A 13,748-nucleotide genomic window follows, 5' to 3' on the forward strand; every position below is an offset into this window, starting at 1 on the left:
GTGCTGAACGACCAGGACCCGTACTCGGGCCACACGAACGACCAGGACCCCAGCGAGACCGCCGAGTGGCAGGAGTCGCTCACCGAGCTGGTCGAGACGCACGGGCACCAGCGCGGCCGCGAGATCATGCTGAGCCTGCTCAAGCGCTCCAAGGAGCTGCACCTGGGCGTGCCGATGGTGCCGACCACCGACTACCTCAACACCATCGCGCCCGAGAACGAGCCCGAGTTCCCCGGCGATGAGGCGCTCGAGCGCACCTACCGCCGCTGGATCCGCTGGAACGCGGCCATCATGGTGCACCGCGCGCAGGCGCCCGGCATCGGCGTCGGCGGCCACATCTCGACCTATGCGTCGTCCGCCTCGCTGTACGAGGTGGGCCTGAACCACTTCTTCCGCGGCCAGGACGCCCCCGGCGGCGGCGACCAGATCTTCTACCAGGGCCACGCCTCCCCCGGCATGTACGCGCGTGCGTTCCTCGAGGGCCGCCTGAGCGAGACCCAGATGGACGCCTTCCGTCAGGAGAAGTCGAAGGCGCCCAACGGCATCCCCTCGTACCCGCACCCGCGGATGATGCCCGACTTCTGGCAGTTCCCGACCGTCTCGATGGGCCTCGGCCCGATCGACGCGATCTACCAGGCGCAGGCCAACCGCTACCTGGCGAACCGCGGCATCAAGGACGTCGCCGACTCGCAGGTGTGGGCGTTCCTCGGCGACGGCGAGATGGACGAGGTCGAGTCGCGCGGCGCGCTGCAGCTGGCCGCCAACGACGGCCTCGACAACCTCAACTTCGTCATCAACGCCAACCTCCAGCGCCTCGACGGCCCGGTGCGCGGCAACGGCAAGATCATCCAGGAGCTCGAGTCGTTCTTCCGCGGCGCGGGCTGGAACGTCATCAAGGTCGTCTGGGGCCGCGAGTGGGACTCGCTGCTCGCCAACGACCACGACGGCGCGCTGCGCGACCTCATGAACCGCACGCCCGACGGCGACTACCAGACCTACAAGACGGAGTCGGGGCTGTTCGTGCGCGAGCAGTTCTTCGGCCGCGACCCGCGCACGCTCGAGATGGTCAAGCACCTCAGCGACGACGAGATCTGGGCGCTGAAGCGCGGCGGCCACGACTACCGCAAGGTCTACGCGGCCTACAAGGCGGCCGTCGAGCACAAGGGGCAGCCGACCGTCATCATCGCGAAGACGGTCAAGGGCTACGGCCTCGGCAAGAGCTTCGAGGGCCGCAACGCGACCCACCAGATGAAGAAGCTCACGCTCGACAACCTGAAGACCTTCCGCGACGAGATGCAGCTCGACATCTCCGACAAGCAGCTCGAGGCCGACCCGTACCACCCGCCGTACTGGAACCCGGGCACCGAGTCGCCGGAGATCCAGTACATGCTGGAGCGCCGTCGCGAGCTCGGCGGCTTCACGCCCGAGCGCCGCTCGAAGCACACGATCATCCCGATGCCCGAGCAGAAGACCTTCGACATGCCCAAGAAGGGCTCCGGCAAGCAGGAGGTCGCCACCACGATGGCCTTCGTGCGCCTGCTGAAGGATCTGTTGCGCGACAAGGGCTGGGGCCCGCGCATCGTGCCGATCATCCCCGACGAGGCACGCACGTTCGGCATCGACGCGTTCTTCCCGACGGCGAAGATCTACAACCCGCAGGGCCAGAACTACACCTCGGTCGACCGCGACCTGCTGCTGAAGTACCGCGAGGCGCCCGACGGGCAGATCGTGCACGTCGGCATCAACGAGGCCGGCGCGATGGCGGCATTCGTCGCCGCCGGATCGTCGTACTCGACGCACGGCGAGCCGCTCATCCCGATCTACGTCTTCTACTCGATGTTCGGCTTCCAGCGCACCGGCGACTCCATCTGGGCGGCCGCCGACCAGATGGCGCGCGGCTTCCTGATCGGCGCCACCGCCGGCCGCACGACGCTCGCCGGCGAAGGCACCCAGCACGCCGACGGCCACTCGCCGCTGCTCGCCTCGACGAACCCGGCCGTGCTCGCCTACGACCCGGCCTACGGCTACGAGATCGCGCACCTGGTGCAGATGGGCCTCGAGCGCATGTACGGCGAGACGCCCGAGGACGTCATCATGTACCTCACCGTCTACAACGAGCCCTACGTGCAGCCCGCCGAGCCTGCGGACGTCGACGCCGAGGGCATCCGCCGCGGCATCCACCGCGTCTCGGTCAGCGACCACCACCCGATCAAGGTGCAGCTGCTCGGCTCCGGCGTGGCACTGCCCTGGCTGCACCACGCGCAGGAGCTGCTCGGCACCGACTGGGGCATCTCGGCCGACATCTGGTCGGTCACCTCGTGGAGCGAGCTGCGCCGCGACGGCCTCGAGGCCGACGAGCACAACTGGCTCAACCCGCAGGCCAACGCCAAGGTGCCGTACGTCACGCAGCGCCTGTCGGAGGCCGAGGGCCCGTTCATCGCCACCAGCGACTACATGCGGGCGGTCCCCGACCAGATCCGCGAGTGGGTGCCCGGCGACTACGCGACGCTCGGCGCCGACGGCTTCGGCTTCGCCGACACGCGCGCGGCGGCTCGTCGCTTCTTCACCATCGACAGCCACTCGGTCGTCGTCCGCGCGCTCGAGGCGCTCGCCCAGCAGGGCAAGGTGCCGCTCGGCATGGTCATGCAGGCGATCGACAAGTACAGCCTCCACGACGTGAACGCCGGCCAGTCGGGCAACGCCGGCGGCGAGTCGTAGGCCGGGCCCTGACCGCGGAGTCGGAGCTCAAGGCGCAGCAGCTCGCGTGGCTGCGGCGCATCTCCGGCGACCTCGCGGGCCAGGTGATGCGGGCGCTCGACGACCGCCTCCCCTGGTACCGCTCGATGCCGCCCTCGCGGCGGAGCGCCGTGGGCCTGGTGGCGCAGTCGGGCATCACGTCGTTCATCGCGTGGCACGAGGATCCCGAGGCGCAGCCCTGGATCGCCGCCGACGTCTTCGCGGCGGCGCCCCGGGAGCTGCTGCGCAGCGTCAGCCTGCAGCAGACGCTCGGGCTGATCCGCACCGTCGTGTCGGTCTTCGAGGAGCGCATCGCCGACGCCGACCCGATGATGCGCGAGCCGATCCTGCGGTACTCCCGCGAGATCGCCTTCGCCGCCGCCGACGTCTATGCCCGGGCTGCCGAGTCGCGCGGCCTGTGGGACGCCCGCCTCGAGGCGCTCGTGGTCGACTCGATCCTCACGGGCGAGCACGACGACGAGCTGCCGAGCCGCTCGGCGGCGCTCGGCTGGCACGGCCGCGGCGAGTGCGCCGTGCTCGTCGGCGTCGCGCCGCGCGTGCTCGACGTCGACGTCATCCGCAGGAAGGCGAGGCATGCCGGATGCGACGTGCTGGTCGGGATGCAGGGCACCCGGCTGGTCGTCGTCATCGGTCGCGCCGCCGCCGTCGAGGAGACCCCGACCGAGGAGCCGATCGCGTTCCTCGACATCGCCGGGCAGCTGGCCGAGGGCTTCGGCGAGGGGCACCTGGTGCTCGGGCCGTCGGTGCCGAGCATCGTCGACGCCGCCCGCAGCGCGAAGTCGGCGCTGGGCGGCTTCGCCGTGGCCGACGCGTGGCGCCGCACGCCGCGTCCCGTGCGCGCCGACGACCTGCTGCCCGAGCGGGCGCTGGCCGGCGATGCGCTGGCGCGCCAGGAGCTCGTGCGCACGATCTACGTGCCGCTGCGCGAGCACTCCTCCGACCTGCTGGCGACGCTCGCCTGCTACCTCGACACGGGCCGCTCGCTCGAGGCGACCGCCCGCGAGCTGTTCGTGCACCCGAACACGGTGCGATACCGCCTGAAGCGCATCAGCGAGATCATCGGCTGGGATGCCACCGGTGCCCGCGAGGCGCTCGCGCTCCACACCGCGGTGATCCTCGGATCGATCGGCGACGCGGCGCGCGAGCGCAACCAGCGACCGCCGCAGCAGCAGCACCATGCGTCTCGCGGCAGACCCCGAGTGGGAGGATGAAGAACGTGATCGTGATCGTCGCTCCAGGCCAGGGCTCGCAGAAGCCCGGCTTCCTCGCACCCTGGCTCGAGCTGCCGGGCGTGCCCGAGCGCCTCGGCGCGCTGGGCGAGGCGGCCGGCATCGACCTGGTCGAGCACGGCACCGTCAGCGATGCCGACACCATCCGCGACACCAAGGTCGCGCAGCCGCTCATCGTCGCCGCGGGCATCCTCGCGCTCGACGCGCTGGGCGAGCGCGCGAGCCTCGCCGGCGGCGTCGCAGGCCACTCGGTGGGCGAGATCACCGCGGCGGTCGCGGCCGGGGTGCTCGACGCCTCGGACGCCATGGCGCTCGTCGGCGAGCGCGCACGGGCGATGGCGGATGCGGCTGCCGAGACCCCCACGGGCATGGCCGCGGTGATCGGGGCCGACGAGGCGCAGCTCGAGGCGCGCCTCGCCGAGCTGGGCCTCCAGCCGGCCAACTACAACGGCGGCGGCCAGATCGTCGTCGCGGGCGCCGTCGACGCGCTCGCGGCCCTCGCCGAGGCGCCGCCGGAGCGCGCACGCGTCATCCCGCTGCAGACCGCCGGCGCCTTCCACACCAGCTACATGGGCTCCGCGGTCGAGCGCTTCCGCGCGAAGGCCGCCGAGACCGCCGCCGCCGACCCGACCACCACCCTCTGGACCAACCGCGACGGCCGCGTGGTCGCATCCGGCCCCGAATTCCTCGAGCTCATCGTCGGCCAGGTCTCGAGCCCCGTGCGCTGGGACCGCTGCATGGCGTCGTTCCAGGCCGCGGGCGTCACCGGCATCATCGAGCTCGCGCCGGCGGGCGCCCTGCTGGGCCTCGCCAAGCGCGGCCTGCGCGGCGTGCCCGCAGCGGGCATCACCACCCCCGACGACCTGGAGGCAGCCGTCGCGCTGCTGGAGAGCGGAGCCGCAGCATGACGCGCATCACTGGCCTTCCCACGCGCAACGGATCGCGCATCCTCTCGGTCGGCGCCGCCCGCGGCGACCTGATCGTGCCGAACGACGACCTCGTCGGGCCGATCGACTCCTCCGACGAGTGGATCCGCCAGCGCACGGGCATCATCACGCGCATGCGCGCCTCCGAGGGGGTCGAGGCCGTCGATCTCGCGGAGACCGCCGCGAAGGAGGCGCTCGAGCGCGCCGGCCTCGACGGCGCGAAGATCGATGCCGTGATCGTCTCGACGATCAGCAATACCGTGCAGACGCCCTCGATGGCCGCGCTGCTCACCGAGCGGATCGGCGCCACGCCCGCGCCCGCCTTCGACATCTCGGCCGCCTGCGCCGGCTACGCCTACGGCGTCGCGCAGGCCGACGCCCTCGTGCGCAGCGGCATGGCCGAGCACGTGCTCGTCGTGGGCGTCGAGAAGCTCTCCGACATCGTCGACCCGACCGACCGCTCGATCAGCTTCCTGCTCGGCGACGGCGCCGGTGCGGTCGTCATCGGCGCGGCGGACGAGCCGGGCATCAGCCCCTCGGTGTGGGGATCGGACGGCGCCCAGTGGGAGACGATCCGGATGACGAACACGCTCGGCTCGATGCGCGACGGCGCGCCCTGGCCGACGCTGCGCCAGGACGGCCAGAAGGTCTTCCGCTGGGCGGTGTGGGAGATGGCGAAGAAGGCCCGCGAGGCGCTCGACGCCGCCGGCATCGAGCCCGAGGACCTGGCGGCGTTCATCCCCCACCAGGCGAACATGCGCATCATCGACGAGTTCGCGAAGCAGCTGAAGCTGCCCGAGTCGGTCATGATCGCCCGCGACATCGCCGACACCGGCAACACCTCAGCGGCCTCGATCCCGCTCGCGATGCACCGCCTGCTCGAGGAGCACCCCGAGCTCTCGGGCGGCCTCGCCCTGCAGATCGGCTTCGGCGCCGGGCTCGTGTACGGCGCCCAGGTCGTCGTCCTCCCTTAGACTTCAACCCGTCCACAGACAGAAGGAGACACCCGATGGCATTCACCCAGGACGAGGTCCTCGCCGGACTCGCCGACCTCGTGAACGACGAGACCGGCATCGCGACCGAGAACGTGCAGCTCGAGAAGTCGTTCACCGATGACCTCGACATCGACTCGATCTCGATGATGACGATCGTCGTGAACGCCGAGGAGAAGTTCGACGTGAAGATCCCGGACGACGAGGTCAAGAACCTCAAGACCGTCAAGGACGCCGTCGACTTCATCACCAGCGCCCAGGCCTGAGCCGCAGCCCTGATCTTCGCGTGCGGCCGGGCGACCGGCCGCACGCGGCATCTTCGAGGAGAGCAATGACGAAGAAGATCGTCATCACCGGCATCGGTGCGACCACGCCCATCGGCGGCACGGCCCGCGAGAGCTGGGAGGCGCTGCTCGCCGGCGTCTCCGGCGCGCGCAGCCTCGAGCACGAGTGGGTCGCGAAGTACGAGCTGCCCGTCACGTTCGCCGCCGAGGCCAAGGTGCGCCCCGACACGGTGCTCGAGCGGCCGGTCGCGAAGCGACTCGACCCCTCGAGCCAGCTCGCGCTCGTGGCGGCCAAGGAGGCCTTCGCGGACGCGGGCTCGCCCGACGTGCCCCGAGAGCGCCTCGGCGTCGACTTCTCCACCGGCATCGGCGGCCTGTGGACCCTGCTCGACGCGTGGGACACGCTGCGCGAGAAGGGCCCTCGGCGCGTGCTGCCCATGACGGTGCCGATGCTGATGCCGAACGCGCCCGCTGCCGCCGTCTCGATGCACTTCGAGGCGCGCGCCTACGCGCGCACCGTCGCCTCGGCCTGCGCCTCGAGCACCGAGGCGCTCGTGAACGCCTACGAGCACCTGCAGGCCGGCCTCGCCGACGTCGTGATCGCGGGCGGCGCCGAGTCGGCGATCCACCCGATCACCCTCGCCTCCTTCGCCTCCATGCAGGCGCTCTCGCGCCGCAACGACGACCCGGCCACGGCATCCCGCCCCTACGACGTGACCCGCGACGGGTTCGTCATGGGCGAGGGCGCTGCGGCGCTCGTGCTCGAGACCGAGGAGCACGCGCTCGCGCGCGGCGCCCGCATCTACGCCGAGCTGGCGGGCGGCGGCGTCACGGCCGACTCGTACCACATCACCGCTCCCGAGCCCGAGGGCAAGGGCGCCAGCCGCGCCGTGCAGCTGGCCCTCGAGGCCGCCGGCGCGACCGCCGACGACGTCACGCACATCAACGCGCACGCGACGTCGACCCCGGTGGGCGATGTGGCCGAGGTGCGGGCGATGCACCGCATCTTCGGCGAGCGCATCAGCGAGATCCCCGTCTCGGCGACGAAGGCGGCCCACGGCCACCTGCTGGGCGGCACCGGCGCGCTCGAGGCGATCTTCACCACGCTCGCGCTGGTGGAGCGCAAGGCTCCGCCGACGATCAACGTCACCGAGCAGGATCCGGATGCGCCGCTCACCATCTCGGGCACGCCCATCCCCCTCGGCGACGGCCCGCAGCTGGCGATCTCGAACTCGTTCGGGTTCGGCGGGCACAACGCCGTGATCGCGATCCGCTCCGTCTGACCGACGTCGGCAACGAGGGCCCCGCTGTACGCAGCGGGGCCCTCGTCTGTCAGGGGCGCGTCTACCCGACGCGGTGCAGCCACGCGACGGGCGACCCGTCGGAGGCGTGCCGGTAGTGCTCGAGGTCGCGATCCCAGGCGCCGCCGAGAGCGTCGTCGAGCTCGGCCAGCAGGGCGCGGGCGTCGGGGCCCGCCGCCTCGATGGCACTGCGGATGCGGTCCTCCGGCACGAGCACGGATCCCGCGGCGTCGATGCGGGCGGCGCTGATGCCGAGCTGGGGCGTGTGCATCCAGCGCATGCCGTCCGTGCCGGGCGTCGGATCCTCGGTGACCTCGAAGCGCACGTCGCGCCAACCGGCGAGGGCGCTGACGATGGCCGCGCCGGTGCCGGCGGCGCCCTTCCAGTGCACCTCGGTGCGCTCCATGCCCGGCTCGGCCGGCTGCGGCTGCCAGACGAAGCGCACGGCGTCGCCGACCGCCTGGCCGACGGCCCACTCGAGATGCGTGCGCATGGCGCGCTGGGACGCGTGGATCCAGACGACCCCCGCGGTCGTCGCGGGACGTCGTCTGAGCGTGTTCGCAGCAGTCATCGTCTCTCCCTCGTTCGATGCGACTTCCCCATCGGTCGAACGTCGAGAGACAGCACGAGTGTGTCACACGTGCGCTGCGAACTCCAAGCGTGTCATTCGGCAGCGAAGAGCGGCCGCTGCTCTCCCGCCTCGATCGGGAAGGGCAGGCGGTTGCCCGCCGGTGGCAGCGGGCAGTTGAACTGCTCGCTCATCGCGCACGGCGGCACGATCGCGCGGTTGAAGTCGACCTCGACGGTGCCGTCGGGGCGCGGCTTGACGAACAGGAACCGGCCGACGTCATAGGTCTCGGCACCCGTCGTGGCGTCGGCGAAGACGATCTGCAGGCTGTCGCCGTCGGGCAGCGCGAGCAGTTCGACCTCGGCGCCGTCGTGCTCGAAGCGGATCTTGCCGGGCGAGACGCCCTTGCGCAGCGATCCGCCCTGCGACTTGCCGTACTCGAAGGCGACGCCGCCCTCCACCGGCTCGAACGTGCCGTGCTTCTGCCAGCCCGGGTCGAAGTCGAAGGTGCTGACGCCCTCGAAGCCGCGCTGCTCGGCGGCGTCGGCGTTCCAGACGCGCAGCGCGAAGCGGCCGTTGTAGTCCGGCCCGATGACGAACGCGGTGCGGCTGTCGTCGAAGCGCACCGAGCTGGGCGTCATCGAGTCGTGGCTGTAGACGACCGCGGCCCCGTCGACGACCTCGCCGTCGACGACGATCTCGTCCGACGCATCCGCCGTCACCTGCAGCCCGTCACCGGCAGGTGAGGGCGCCCAGGTGCCGGGCACGCCCTCGACCTGGGTGGGCTCGGAGATCCATGCCGTGGTCTCGAGCGCGACGGCGCCCTGCGGGCCGCGGATGCTCAGATCGCGCTTGCGGCGGAAGGCCTCGTGGGCGGCGGGCACGACGGGATCGCTCATGCAGCCACTCTACCGAGGGCCTGTGACGCGTCAGCCGCACCGCGTACGTTCTTCGTCATGCAGCAGGCATCCCTCAGCGTCATCATCCCGCCCGACGTGCCGCCGGAGGAGATCCTGCCGCTGGCCGTCGCCGCCGAAGCCGGCGGGGTCGGCGAGGTGTGGCTGTGGGAGGACTGCTTCGCCGAGTCGGGCATCGCCACCGCGGCCGCCGTGCTCGCCGCGACCGCCTCGCTGCGGGTGGGGCTCGGCCTCATGCCGGTGCCGCTACGCAACGTGGCGCTCACGGCGATGGAGGTCGCCACGATCGCGCGGCTCTTCCCCGGGCGCTTCCTGCCCGGCATCGGGCACGGCGTGCTCGAGTGGATGGGTCAGGTCGGCGTGCGCGCGGCGTCGCCGCTGACCCTGCTGCGCGAGCAGGGATCGGCGCTGCGGTCGCTGCTGGCGGGCGAAGAGGTGAGCGTCGACGGCCGCTACGTGCACCTCGAGGGCGTGCAGCTGCGCTGGCCGCCCGCGGTCGTGCCGCCGCTGCTGATCGGCGGCGGCAAGCCGAAGACGCTCGGGCTCGCCGGCGAGCTGGGCGACGGCGTGATCCTGGCCGGCGAGATGTCGGCGCCCGACGACGTCGCCGTCTCGCGCGAGGCCGTCGAGACGGTGCGGGCCGCCCGCGCGGCGGCGGGCCTCGACGGCCCCTTCGCGGTGGTGCAGTTCGCGGGCATCAGAGCGGATGCGTCTGCTGACGAGATCACGCAGGTGCGGTCGGCCTTCACCGACGCGGGCACGACGAGCCTGCCGCTGCTGGCGCTCGAGGCCGACGGGCGGCCGAGCCGTGCCGCGGGCATCCGGCAGCTGATCGCCGCGGTCGGGGCGCTGCCCGCCTGACCACGGCCGCCGACTGATCGATCCGCCCGGTCAGGCGTTGCGACCGCGCGCCGCGACGCGCCAGCGCGCGCTCGGCTCGGCGTCGTCGGCGCGATCGAAGACGAACAGCTCGTCGACGAGGTTGACCGCCATGCAGGAGTGATTCGGCACCGCACGCACGAGGCTGCCGAGCGGCGGCAGGTCGTCGGGCGCGATGCCGGGCAGCTCGACCAAGGCGTGGTGCTCGCTGAGCTGCACGATGCGCGCGTCAGGGTGGTCGAGCAGCCGGCCGTGACCGGTCGCCCAGGCTGCGCGATCCGGGCCGAGCACCTTCGAGCCGGCGTCGAGCACCAGTCGGCCGCCCGCGTGCGAGACGACCGTCGCGTGGGCGGTCAGCGCGATCTGCTCGGGCGCGGTCGAGCCGAGCTCCCACTGCTGGGCGTCGCCGAAGACGCTGACGCCGGGCCGCAGCTCGGTGACGGGCGAGTCGAGCGCGAGCGCGGCGGCGAAGCTGGGCGTCGAGCCGCCCGAGACCACCTGCGGCGGCACGCCCGCGTCGCGCATCGACGCGGCGGCGACGCGCAGCGCCTCCGCCTCCTGGCGGGCCGCCGTCTCGCGCCCCTCCGGTGCGTAGGCATGGCCGGGAAAGGCGAAGACGCCCTCGACCTCGATGCCGGCGCGCGCGGCGGCCGAGGCGACGTCCCCGGCCGCTGTGGGGACGCATCCGGAGCGGTGATGGCCCGCATCGACCTCGACCCGCGCCGAGACGCGGCCGGCGAGCCCGCCCCGTGCGATGCGCGCGGCCGCCTCGACCGAGTCGACGCCGATCGAGATAGCCGCACCCGCGGCGGCCAGGTGGCTGAGCCGGGCGGCGCGGTCGGCGTCGATCCAGAGCGGGTAGGCGATGAAGAGGTCGTCGAGGCCGGCGGCGGCGAAGACCTCGGCCTCGCCGATCGTCGCGACGGTCAGGCCGTGCGCGCCGGCTGCCACCTGCATGCGGCCGATCTCGATGGTCTTGTGGGTCTTCGCGTGAGGGCGCAGGGCGATGCCGCGAGCCGTCGCGGCTTCCGCGACCCGGGCGATGTTCGCCTGCATGCGCTCGAGGTCGACGGCGAGGAACGGCGTGCTGGGGCGCATGCTCCGGAGCGTACCCGCACCGGTCGGCGCGCGCCGCAGGCGTCGGTCACGCGGTGGTGCGCGGCTCCGCGGGTGCCGCTTGCGGGCCCTCGTCGCGTCGGAGGCGGGCGGTCAGGTAGAGGCGGTGCGCCGTGATGACCAGCGCCAGCCAGGCGGCGCCGAGCAGCCAGCCGGCGACGACGTCGGTCACCCAGTGGTGCCCGAGGTAGACCCGGCTCGCCGCCACCAGCAACGATGCGACGACTGCCGCGACGATGATCAGGGCCCGCGCCCAGGCGCTGCGGCGGCGCAGCACCAGCAGGTAGGCGATGATGCCGAGGATCGCGACGGCGCTGAGCGTGTGGCCGCTGGGGAACGATGCCGAGACCTCGTAGGGCGGCACCGCGTCGGTGATGGGCGGGCGGTCGCGACCGATGAGCACCTTGCCCGCGACCGTCATCAGCAGCGAGCCGAGGCCCGCGGCGACGATGAGCACGACCGGCGTCCACGACCGGCGCCGAAGTCCGAGCACCACCAGCGTCAGCACGGCGATGAGCGGCATGCCGACCGTGCCGGCGAGATCGGTGAAGCCGGTGATGACGGCGTCGACGCCCGGGCTCCGGATCGTCAGGATGGCGTCGAGGAGGGGCCGGTCGATGCCTGCCACGCCGTCCTCGTCGGTGACCGCGTCGTAGACGCCGACCGCCCCGAGGCTCAGCGCGAACGCGATGGCCGCGCCGATCGCGAGCGTCAGCAGCAACGTGGCGTAGGGGCCGACGATGTCGCCCAGACGTGCCCCCACGGCAGCGATCATGCGGCCGAGCCGCGTGCGCCAGCGGACGAGCTCGACGTCGCCGATCTGCGTGTCCTGACGTCGCTCCCCAGCCGTGCCGCGTTCGGGAGCCGTGCCCTGCTCGGGACGTGTGCCCGGTTCGGGAGGCGAGCCAGGCTCGGGTGCCGTGCCGTGCGCGTGCATGCTCGTTCCCCTCTCGGCGTTCTGCAGGGGACGACGGTAGCGCGCCGACCCTGATGACGGGCCGCTGGCGCCCGGTGCTAGCGTCGCGCCATGCCCGAGCGCTTCGCCACCGTCGACGCGTTCCTCGACGCGCAGACGCCCGAGCGGCGCGCCGAGGTCGGGCGGATGCGTTCCCTGGTGCACGAGGCGGAGCCTGCGCTCGTCGAGGTGGTCAAGTGGAACTCGCCGAGCTGGACGCTCGACGGCGTCGACCGCCTCACCGTCAGCGCGGCCGGGAAGGGGCCGGTGCTGCTGGTGCTGCACTTCGGCACCGAGCGCGCCGAGCAGCGCGGCGCGGCACCCGCCGGCTTCGCGGGCGATCCGGAAGGCCTGTTGCGCTGGCGCTCCGACATCCGGGCGACGCTCGAGACGCCGACCGCCGCCGAGCTGCCCGAGCGGCGCGACGCGCTCGTCGCCGTGATCCGCGCCTGGCTCGCCGAGCGCTGAGCGCTCCGGGCCCTGAGCGCTGCGGCTCTGAAGAGCGGGCTTTTCGCGCTCCTCCGTGCCGAGCCGCGTGCCATCATGTGCCATGACCGCACCGGACGCACCGCTCGGCCTGCTGCGACCCACCGACTCGTCGCGCTCGGATCGCGTGACCTACGTCGAGCTGTTCTTCGACCTCGTCTTCGTGCTGGCGCTCGCGCAGCTCTCGGCATATCTGTTCGAGCACCAGACGCCGCTCGGCGTGCTCGAGGGCGCCATCATGGTCACCGCGCTCTGGTGGGCGTGGGTGTCGACCAGCTGGGTGACGAACTGGCTCGACCCGGTGCGGATGCCGGTGCGCGGTGCCGTCATCGTGCTCGCGTTCCTGGCGCTGGTGATGAGCGTCTCGATCAAGGATGCGTTCGGCGACCGGGCGTGGGTGTTCGTGGTCGCCTACGTCGCGATGCAGCTCGGCCGCACCGCCTTCATCATGCTGGCGACACGGCGGCACGACCGCGACGCATCCCTCGACTTCACCCGTGTCCTCATCTGGACCGCGGTCAGCAGCGCGGTCTGGATCGCCGGCGCGCTGCTCCCCCTCCCGCTGCAGCTGCCGTTCTGGGTCGCCGCGCTCGGGATCGAGCTGGTCGGCACGCTGCTCGGGTTCCCGGTGCCCGGCATGGGCAGGGTCGAGCTGGGCAGGTGGGATCTCTCTGGCGCGCACATCGCCGAGCGCTCGGCGCTGTTCGTGCTCATCGCGGTCGGCGAAGGGCTGCTCGTCACCGGCATCACGTTCGTCGAGCTGGAGACGACGCCGCAGACCGTCGTCGCGATGGTGCTCGCCTTCGGCACGGCGGCGGCCATGTGGTGGATCTACTTCGACCACGGCGAGCGCATCGGCGCGGAGGCGATGGAGGCGTCGGATGCGCCCGGTCGCCTCGCGCGCTCGGCCTACACGTACGTGCACCTGCTGGTGATCGGCGGCATCGTGCTGGTCAGCGTCGGCGACAAGGAGCTGCTGTCGAACCCCGACGGGCAGAGCCTGTCGAAGGTCGCCACCCTGGTCGGCGGGCCGCTACTGTTCCTGATCGGCACGCTCGTCTTCCGGCGGCTGCTCGAGGGCCACTGGATCATGCCGCAGGCGGCCGGCGTCGCGGCCATGCTGGCTGTCGCAGCCGCGTCGTCCCTGATGACGCCGCTCGGCACCAGCGCCGCCTCGACCGCCGTGCTCGTCGCCGTGGCGGCGATGGAGACCGCGCACCGGATGCGTCGCAACCGTCGCCGCGGCGGCTGAGCGTCTGTTGTAGGGCGGACGGGACTTGAACCCGTGACCGAGGGATTATGAGTCCCCTGCTCTGACCAGCTGAGCTACCGCCCCAA

General features: G+C 72.3%; 13 protein-coding genes and 1 tRNA gene. 9 read left to right on the forward strand and 5 right to left on the reverse strand.

Annotated features, from left to right (window positions below; translation table 11 throughout):
• From aceE to Q9250_RS08110, 6 genes are all read left to right on the forward strand, one after another.
• Window positions 1–2,718 carry a pyruvate dehydrogenase (acetyl-transferring), homodimeric type gene (aceE, locus tag Q9250_RS08085; RefSeq protein ID WP_306231356.1) on the forward strand — a complete coding sequence of 906 codons (2,718 nt, stop codon included), beginning with the start codon at window positions 1–3 and terminating at the stop codon, window positions 2,716–2,718.
• A gap of 86 nt (window positions 2,719–2,804) precedes the next feature.
• Window positions 2,805–3,968, forward strand: a complete 1,164-nt coding sequence (locus Q9250_RS08090) for a PucR family transcriptional regulator (protein WP_306231357.1) — start codon at window positions 2,805–2,807, stop codon at window positions 3,966–3,968.
• A gap of 5 nt (window positions 3,969–3,973) precedes the next feature.
• A complete protein-coding gene (locus Q9250_RS08095) occupies window positions 3,974–4,894 on the forward strand; it encodes an ACP S-malonyltransferase (protein WP_306233956.1) in 921 nt (306 codons plus the stop codon).
• Window positions 4,891–5,886, forward strand: a complete 996-nt coding sequence (locus tag Q9250_RS08100) for a beta-ketoacyl-ACP synthase III (protein ID WP_306231358.1) — start codon at window positions 4,891–4,893, stop codon at window positions 5,884–5,886. The genes Q9250_RS08095 and Q9250_RS08100 overlap by 4 nt, the downstream gene beginning before the upstream one ends.
• A 35-nt stretch (window positions 5,887–5,921) precedes the next feature.
• Window positions 5,922–6,170 carry an acyl carrier protein gene (locus Q9250_RS08105; RefSeq protein WP_306231359.1) on the forward strand — a complete coding sequence of 83 codons (249 nt, stop codon included), beginning with the start codon at window positions 5,922–5,924 and terminating at the stop codon, window positions 6,168–6,170.
• 65 nt (window positions 6,171–6,235) lie between these two features.
• The gene (locus tag Q9250_RS08110; protein WP_306231360.1) at window positions 6,236–7,471 is read left to right on the forward strand and encodes a beta-ketoacyl-[acyl-carrier-protein] synthase family protein; all 1,236 of its coding nucleotides are present in this window, start codon (window positions 6,236–6,238) and stop codon (window positions 7,469–7,471) included.
• Window positions 7,472–7,532: 61 nt separating this feature from the next.
• Here Q9250_RS08110 and Q9250_RS08115 read toward each other — a convergent pair whose 3' ends face one another.
• Together Q9250_RS08115 and Q9250_RS08120 are read right to left on the reverse strand one after the other, a co-directional pair.
• The gene (locus Q9250_RS08115) at window positions 7,533–8,060 is read right to left on the reverse strand and encodes a DUF3145 family protein (RefSeq protein WP_306231361.1); all 528 of its coding nucleotides are present in this window, start codon (window positions 8,058–8,060) and stop codon (window positions 7,533–7,535) included.
• A 92-nt stretch (window positions 8,061–8,152) separates the two neighbouring features.
• Window positions 8,153–8,956, reverse strand: coding sequence for a DUF1684 domain-containing protein (locus Q9250_RS08120; protein ID WP_306231362.1), 804 nt, complete (start codon window positions 8,954–8,956; stop codon window positions 8,153–8,155).
• Between the two features lie 57 nt (window positions 8,957–9,013).
• Between Q9250_RS08120 and Q9250_RS08125 the strand changes: the two genes are divergently transcribed.
• Window positions 9,014–9,835, forward strand: coding sequence for an LLM class flavin-dependent oxidoreductase (locus Q9250_RS08125; protein WP_306231363.1), 822 nt, complete (start codon window positions 9,014–9,016; stop codon window positions 9,833–9,835).
• 30 nt (window positions 9,836–9,865) lie between these two features.
• Here the strand turns inward: Q9250_RS08125 and Q9250_RS08130 are convergent, their stop codons facing one another.
• Both Q9250_RS08130 and Q9250_RS08135 read right to left on the reverse strand, forming a co-directional pair.
• On the reverse strand, window positions 9,866–10,951 hold the full coding sequence (locus Q9250_RS08130) for an alanine racemase (protein ID WP_306231364.1): 1,086 nt from the start codon (window positions 10,949–10,951) through the stop codon (window positions 9,866–9,868).
• Between the two features lie 46 nt (window positions 10,952–10,997).
• A complete protein-coding gene (locus Q9250_RS08135) occupies window positions 10,998–11,906 on the reverse strand; it encodes a phosphatase PAP2 family protein (protein WP_306231365.1) in 909 nt (302 codons plus the stop codon).
• 90 nt (window positions 11,907–11,996) lie between these two features.
• Here Q9250_RS08135 and Q9250_RS08140 point away from each other — a divergent pair, with 90 nt between their 5' ends.
• The gene (locus tag Q9250_RS08140; protein WP_306231366.1) at window positions 11,997–12,392 is read left to right on the forward strand and encodes a DUF1801 domain-containing protein; all 396 of its coding nucleotides are present in this window, start codon (window positions 11,997–11,999) and stop codon (window positions 12,390–12,392) included.
• An 82-nt stretch (window positions 12,393–12,474) separates the two neighbouring features.
• On the forward strand, window positions 12,475–13,662 hold the full coding sequence (locus Q9250_RS08145) for a low temperature requirement protein A (RefSeq protein WP_306231367.1): 1,188 nt from the start codon (window positions 12,475–12,477) through the stop codon (window positions 13,660–13,662).
• A gap of 10 nt (window positions 13,663–13,672) precedes the next feature.
• On the opposite strand, the gene Q9250_RS08150 is transcribed toward Q9250_RS08145, so the two are convergent.
• Window positions 13,673–13,746, reverse strand: a tRNA-Ile gene (locus tag Q9250_RS08150).
• Between the last annotated feature and the right edge of the window lie 2 nt (window positions 13,747–13,748).

The sequence above is a fragment of the Agrococcus beijingensis genome, from assembly GCF_030758955.1.
Taxonomy (GTDB): domain Bacteria; phylum Actinomycetota; class Actinomycetes; order Actinomycetales; family Microbacteriaceae; genus Agrococcus; species Agrococcus beijingensis.

What these genes read in the sequence shown, in the direction of transcription:
- Q9250_RS08090 (WP_306231357.1), top strand. Translation starts at nt 2,805, where the DNA reads ATGCGGGCGCTCGACGACCGCCTCCCCTGGTACCGCTCGATGCCGCCC.
- Q9250_RS08100 (WP_306231358.1), top strand. Translation starts at nt 4,891, where the DNA reads ATGACGCGCATCACTGGCCTTCCCACGCGCAACGGATCGCGCATCCTC.
- Q9250_RS08105 (WP_306231359.1), top strand. Translation starts at nt 5,922, where the DNA reads ATGGCATTCACCCAGGACGAGGTCCTCGCCGGACTCGCCGACCTCGTG.
- Q9250_RS08110 (WP_306231360.1), top strand. Translation starts at nt 6,236, where the DNA reads ATGACGAAGAAGATCGTCATCACCGGCATCGGTGCGACCACGCCCATC.
- Q9250_RS08115 (WP_306231361.1), bottom strand. Translation starts at nt 8,060, where the DNA reads ATGACTGCTGCGAACACGCTCAGACGACGTCCCGCGACGACCGCGGGG.
- Q9250_RS08120 (WP_306231362.1), bottom strand. Translation starts at nt 8,956, where the DNA reads ATGAGCGATCCCGTCGTGCCCGCCGCCCACGAGGCCTTCCGCCGCAAG.
- Q9250_RS08125 (WP_306231363.1), top strand. Translation starts at nt 9,014, where the DNA reads ATGCAGCAGGCATCCCTCAGCGTCATCATCCCGCCCGACGTGCCGCCG.
- Q9250_RS08130 (WP_306231364.1), bottom strand. Translation starts at nt 10,951, where the DNA reads ATGCGCCCCAGCACGCCGTTCCTCGCCGTCGACCTCGAGCGCATGCAG.
- Q9250_RS08135 (WP_306231365.1), bottom strand. Translation starts at nt 11,906, where the DNA reads ATGCACGCGCACGGCACGGCACCCGAGCCTGGCTCGCCTCCCGAACCG.
- Q9250_RS08140 (WP_306231366.1), top strand. Translation starts at nt 11,997, where the DNA reads ATGCCCGAGCGCTTCGCCACCGTCGACGCGTTCCTCGACGCGCAGACG.
- Q9250_RS08145 (WP_306231367.1), top strand. Translation starts at nt 12,475, where the DNA reads ATGACCGCACCGGACGCACCGCTCGGCCTGCTGCGACCCACCGACTCG.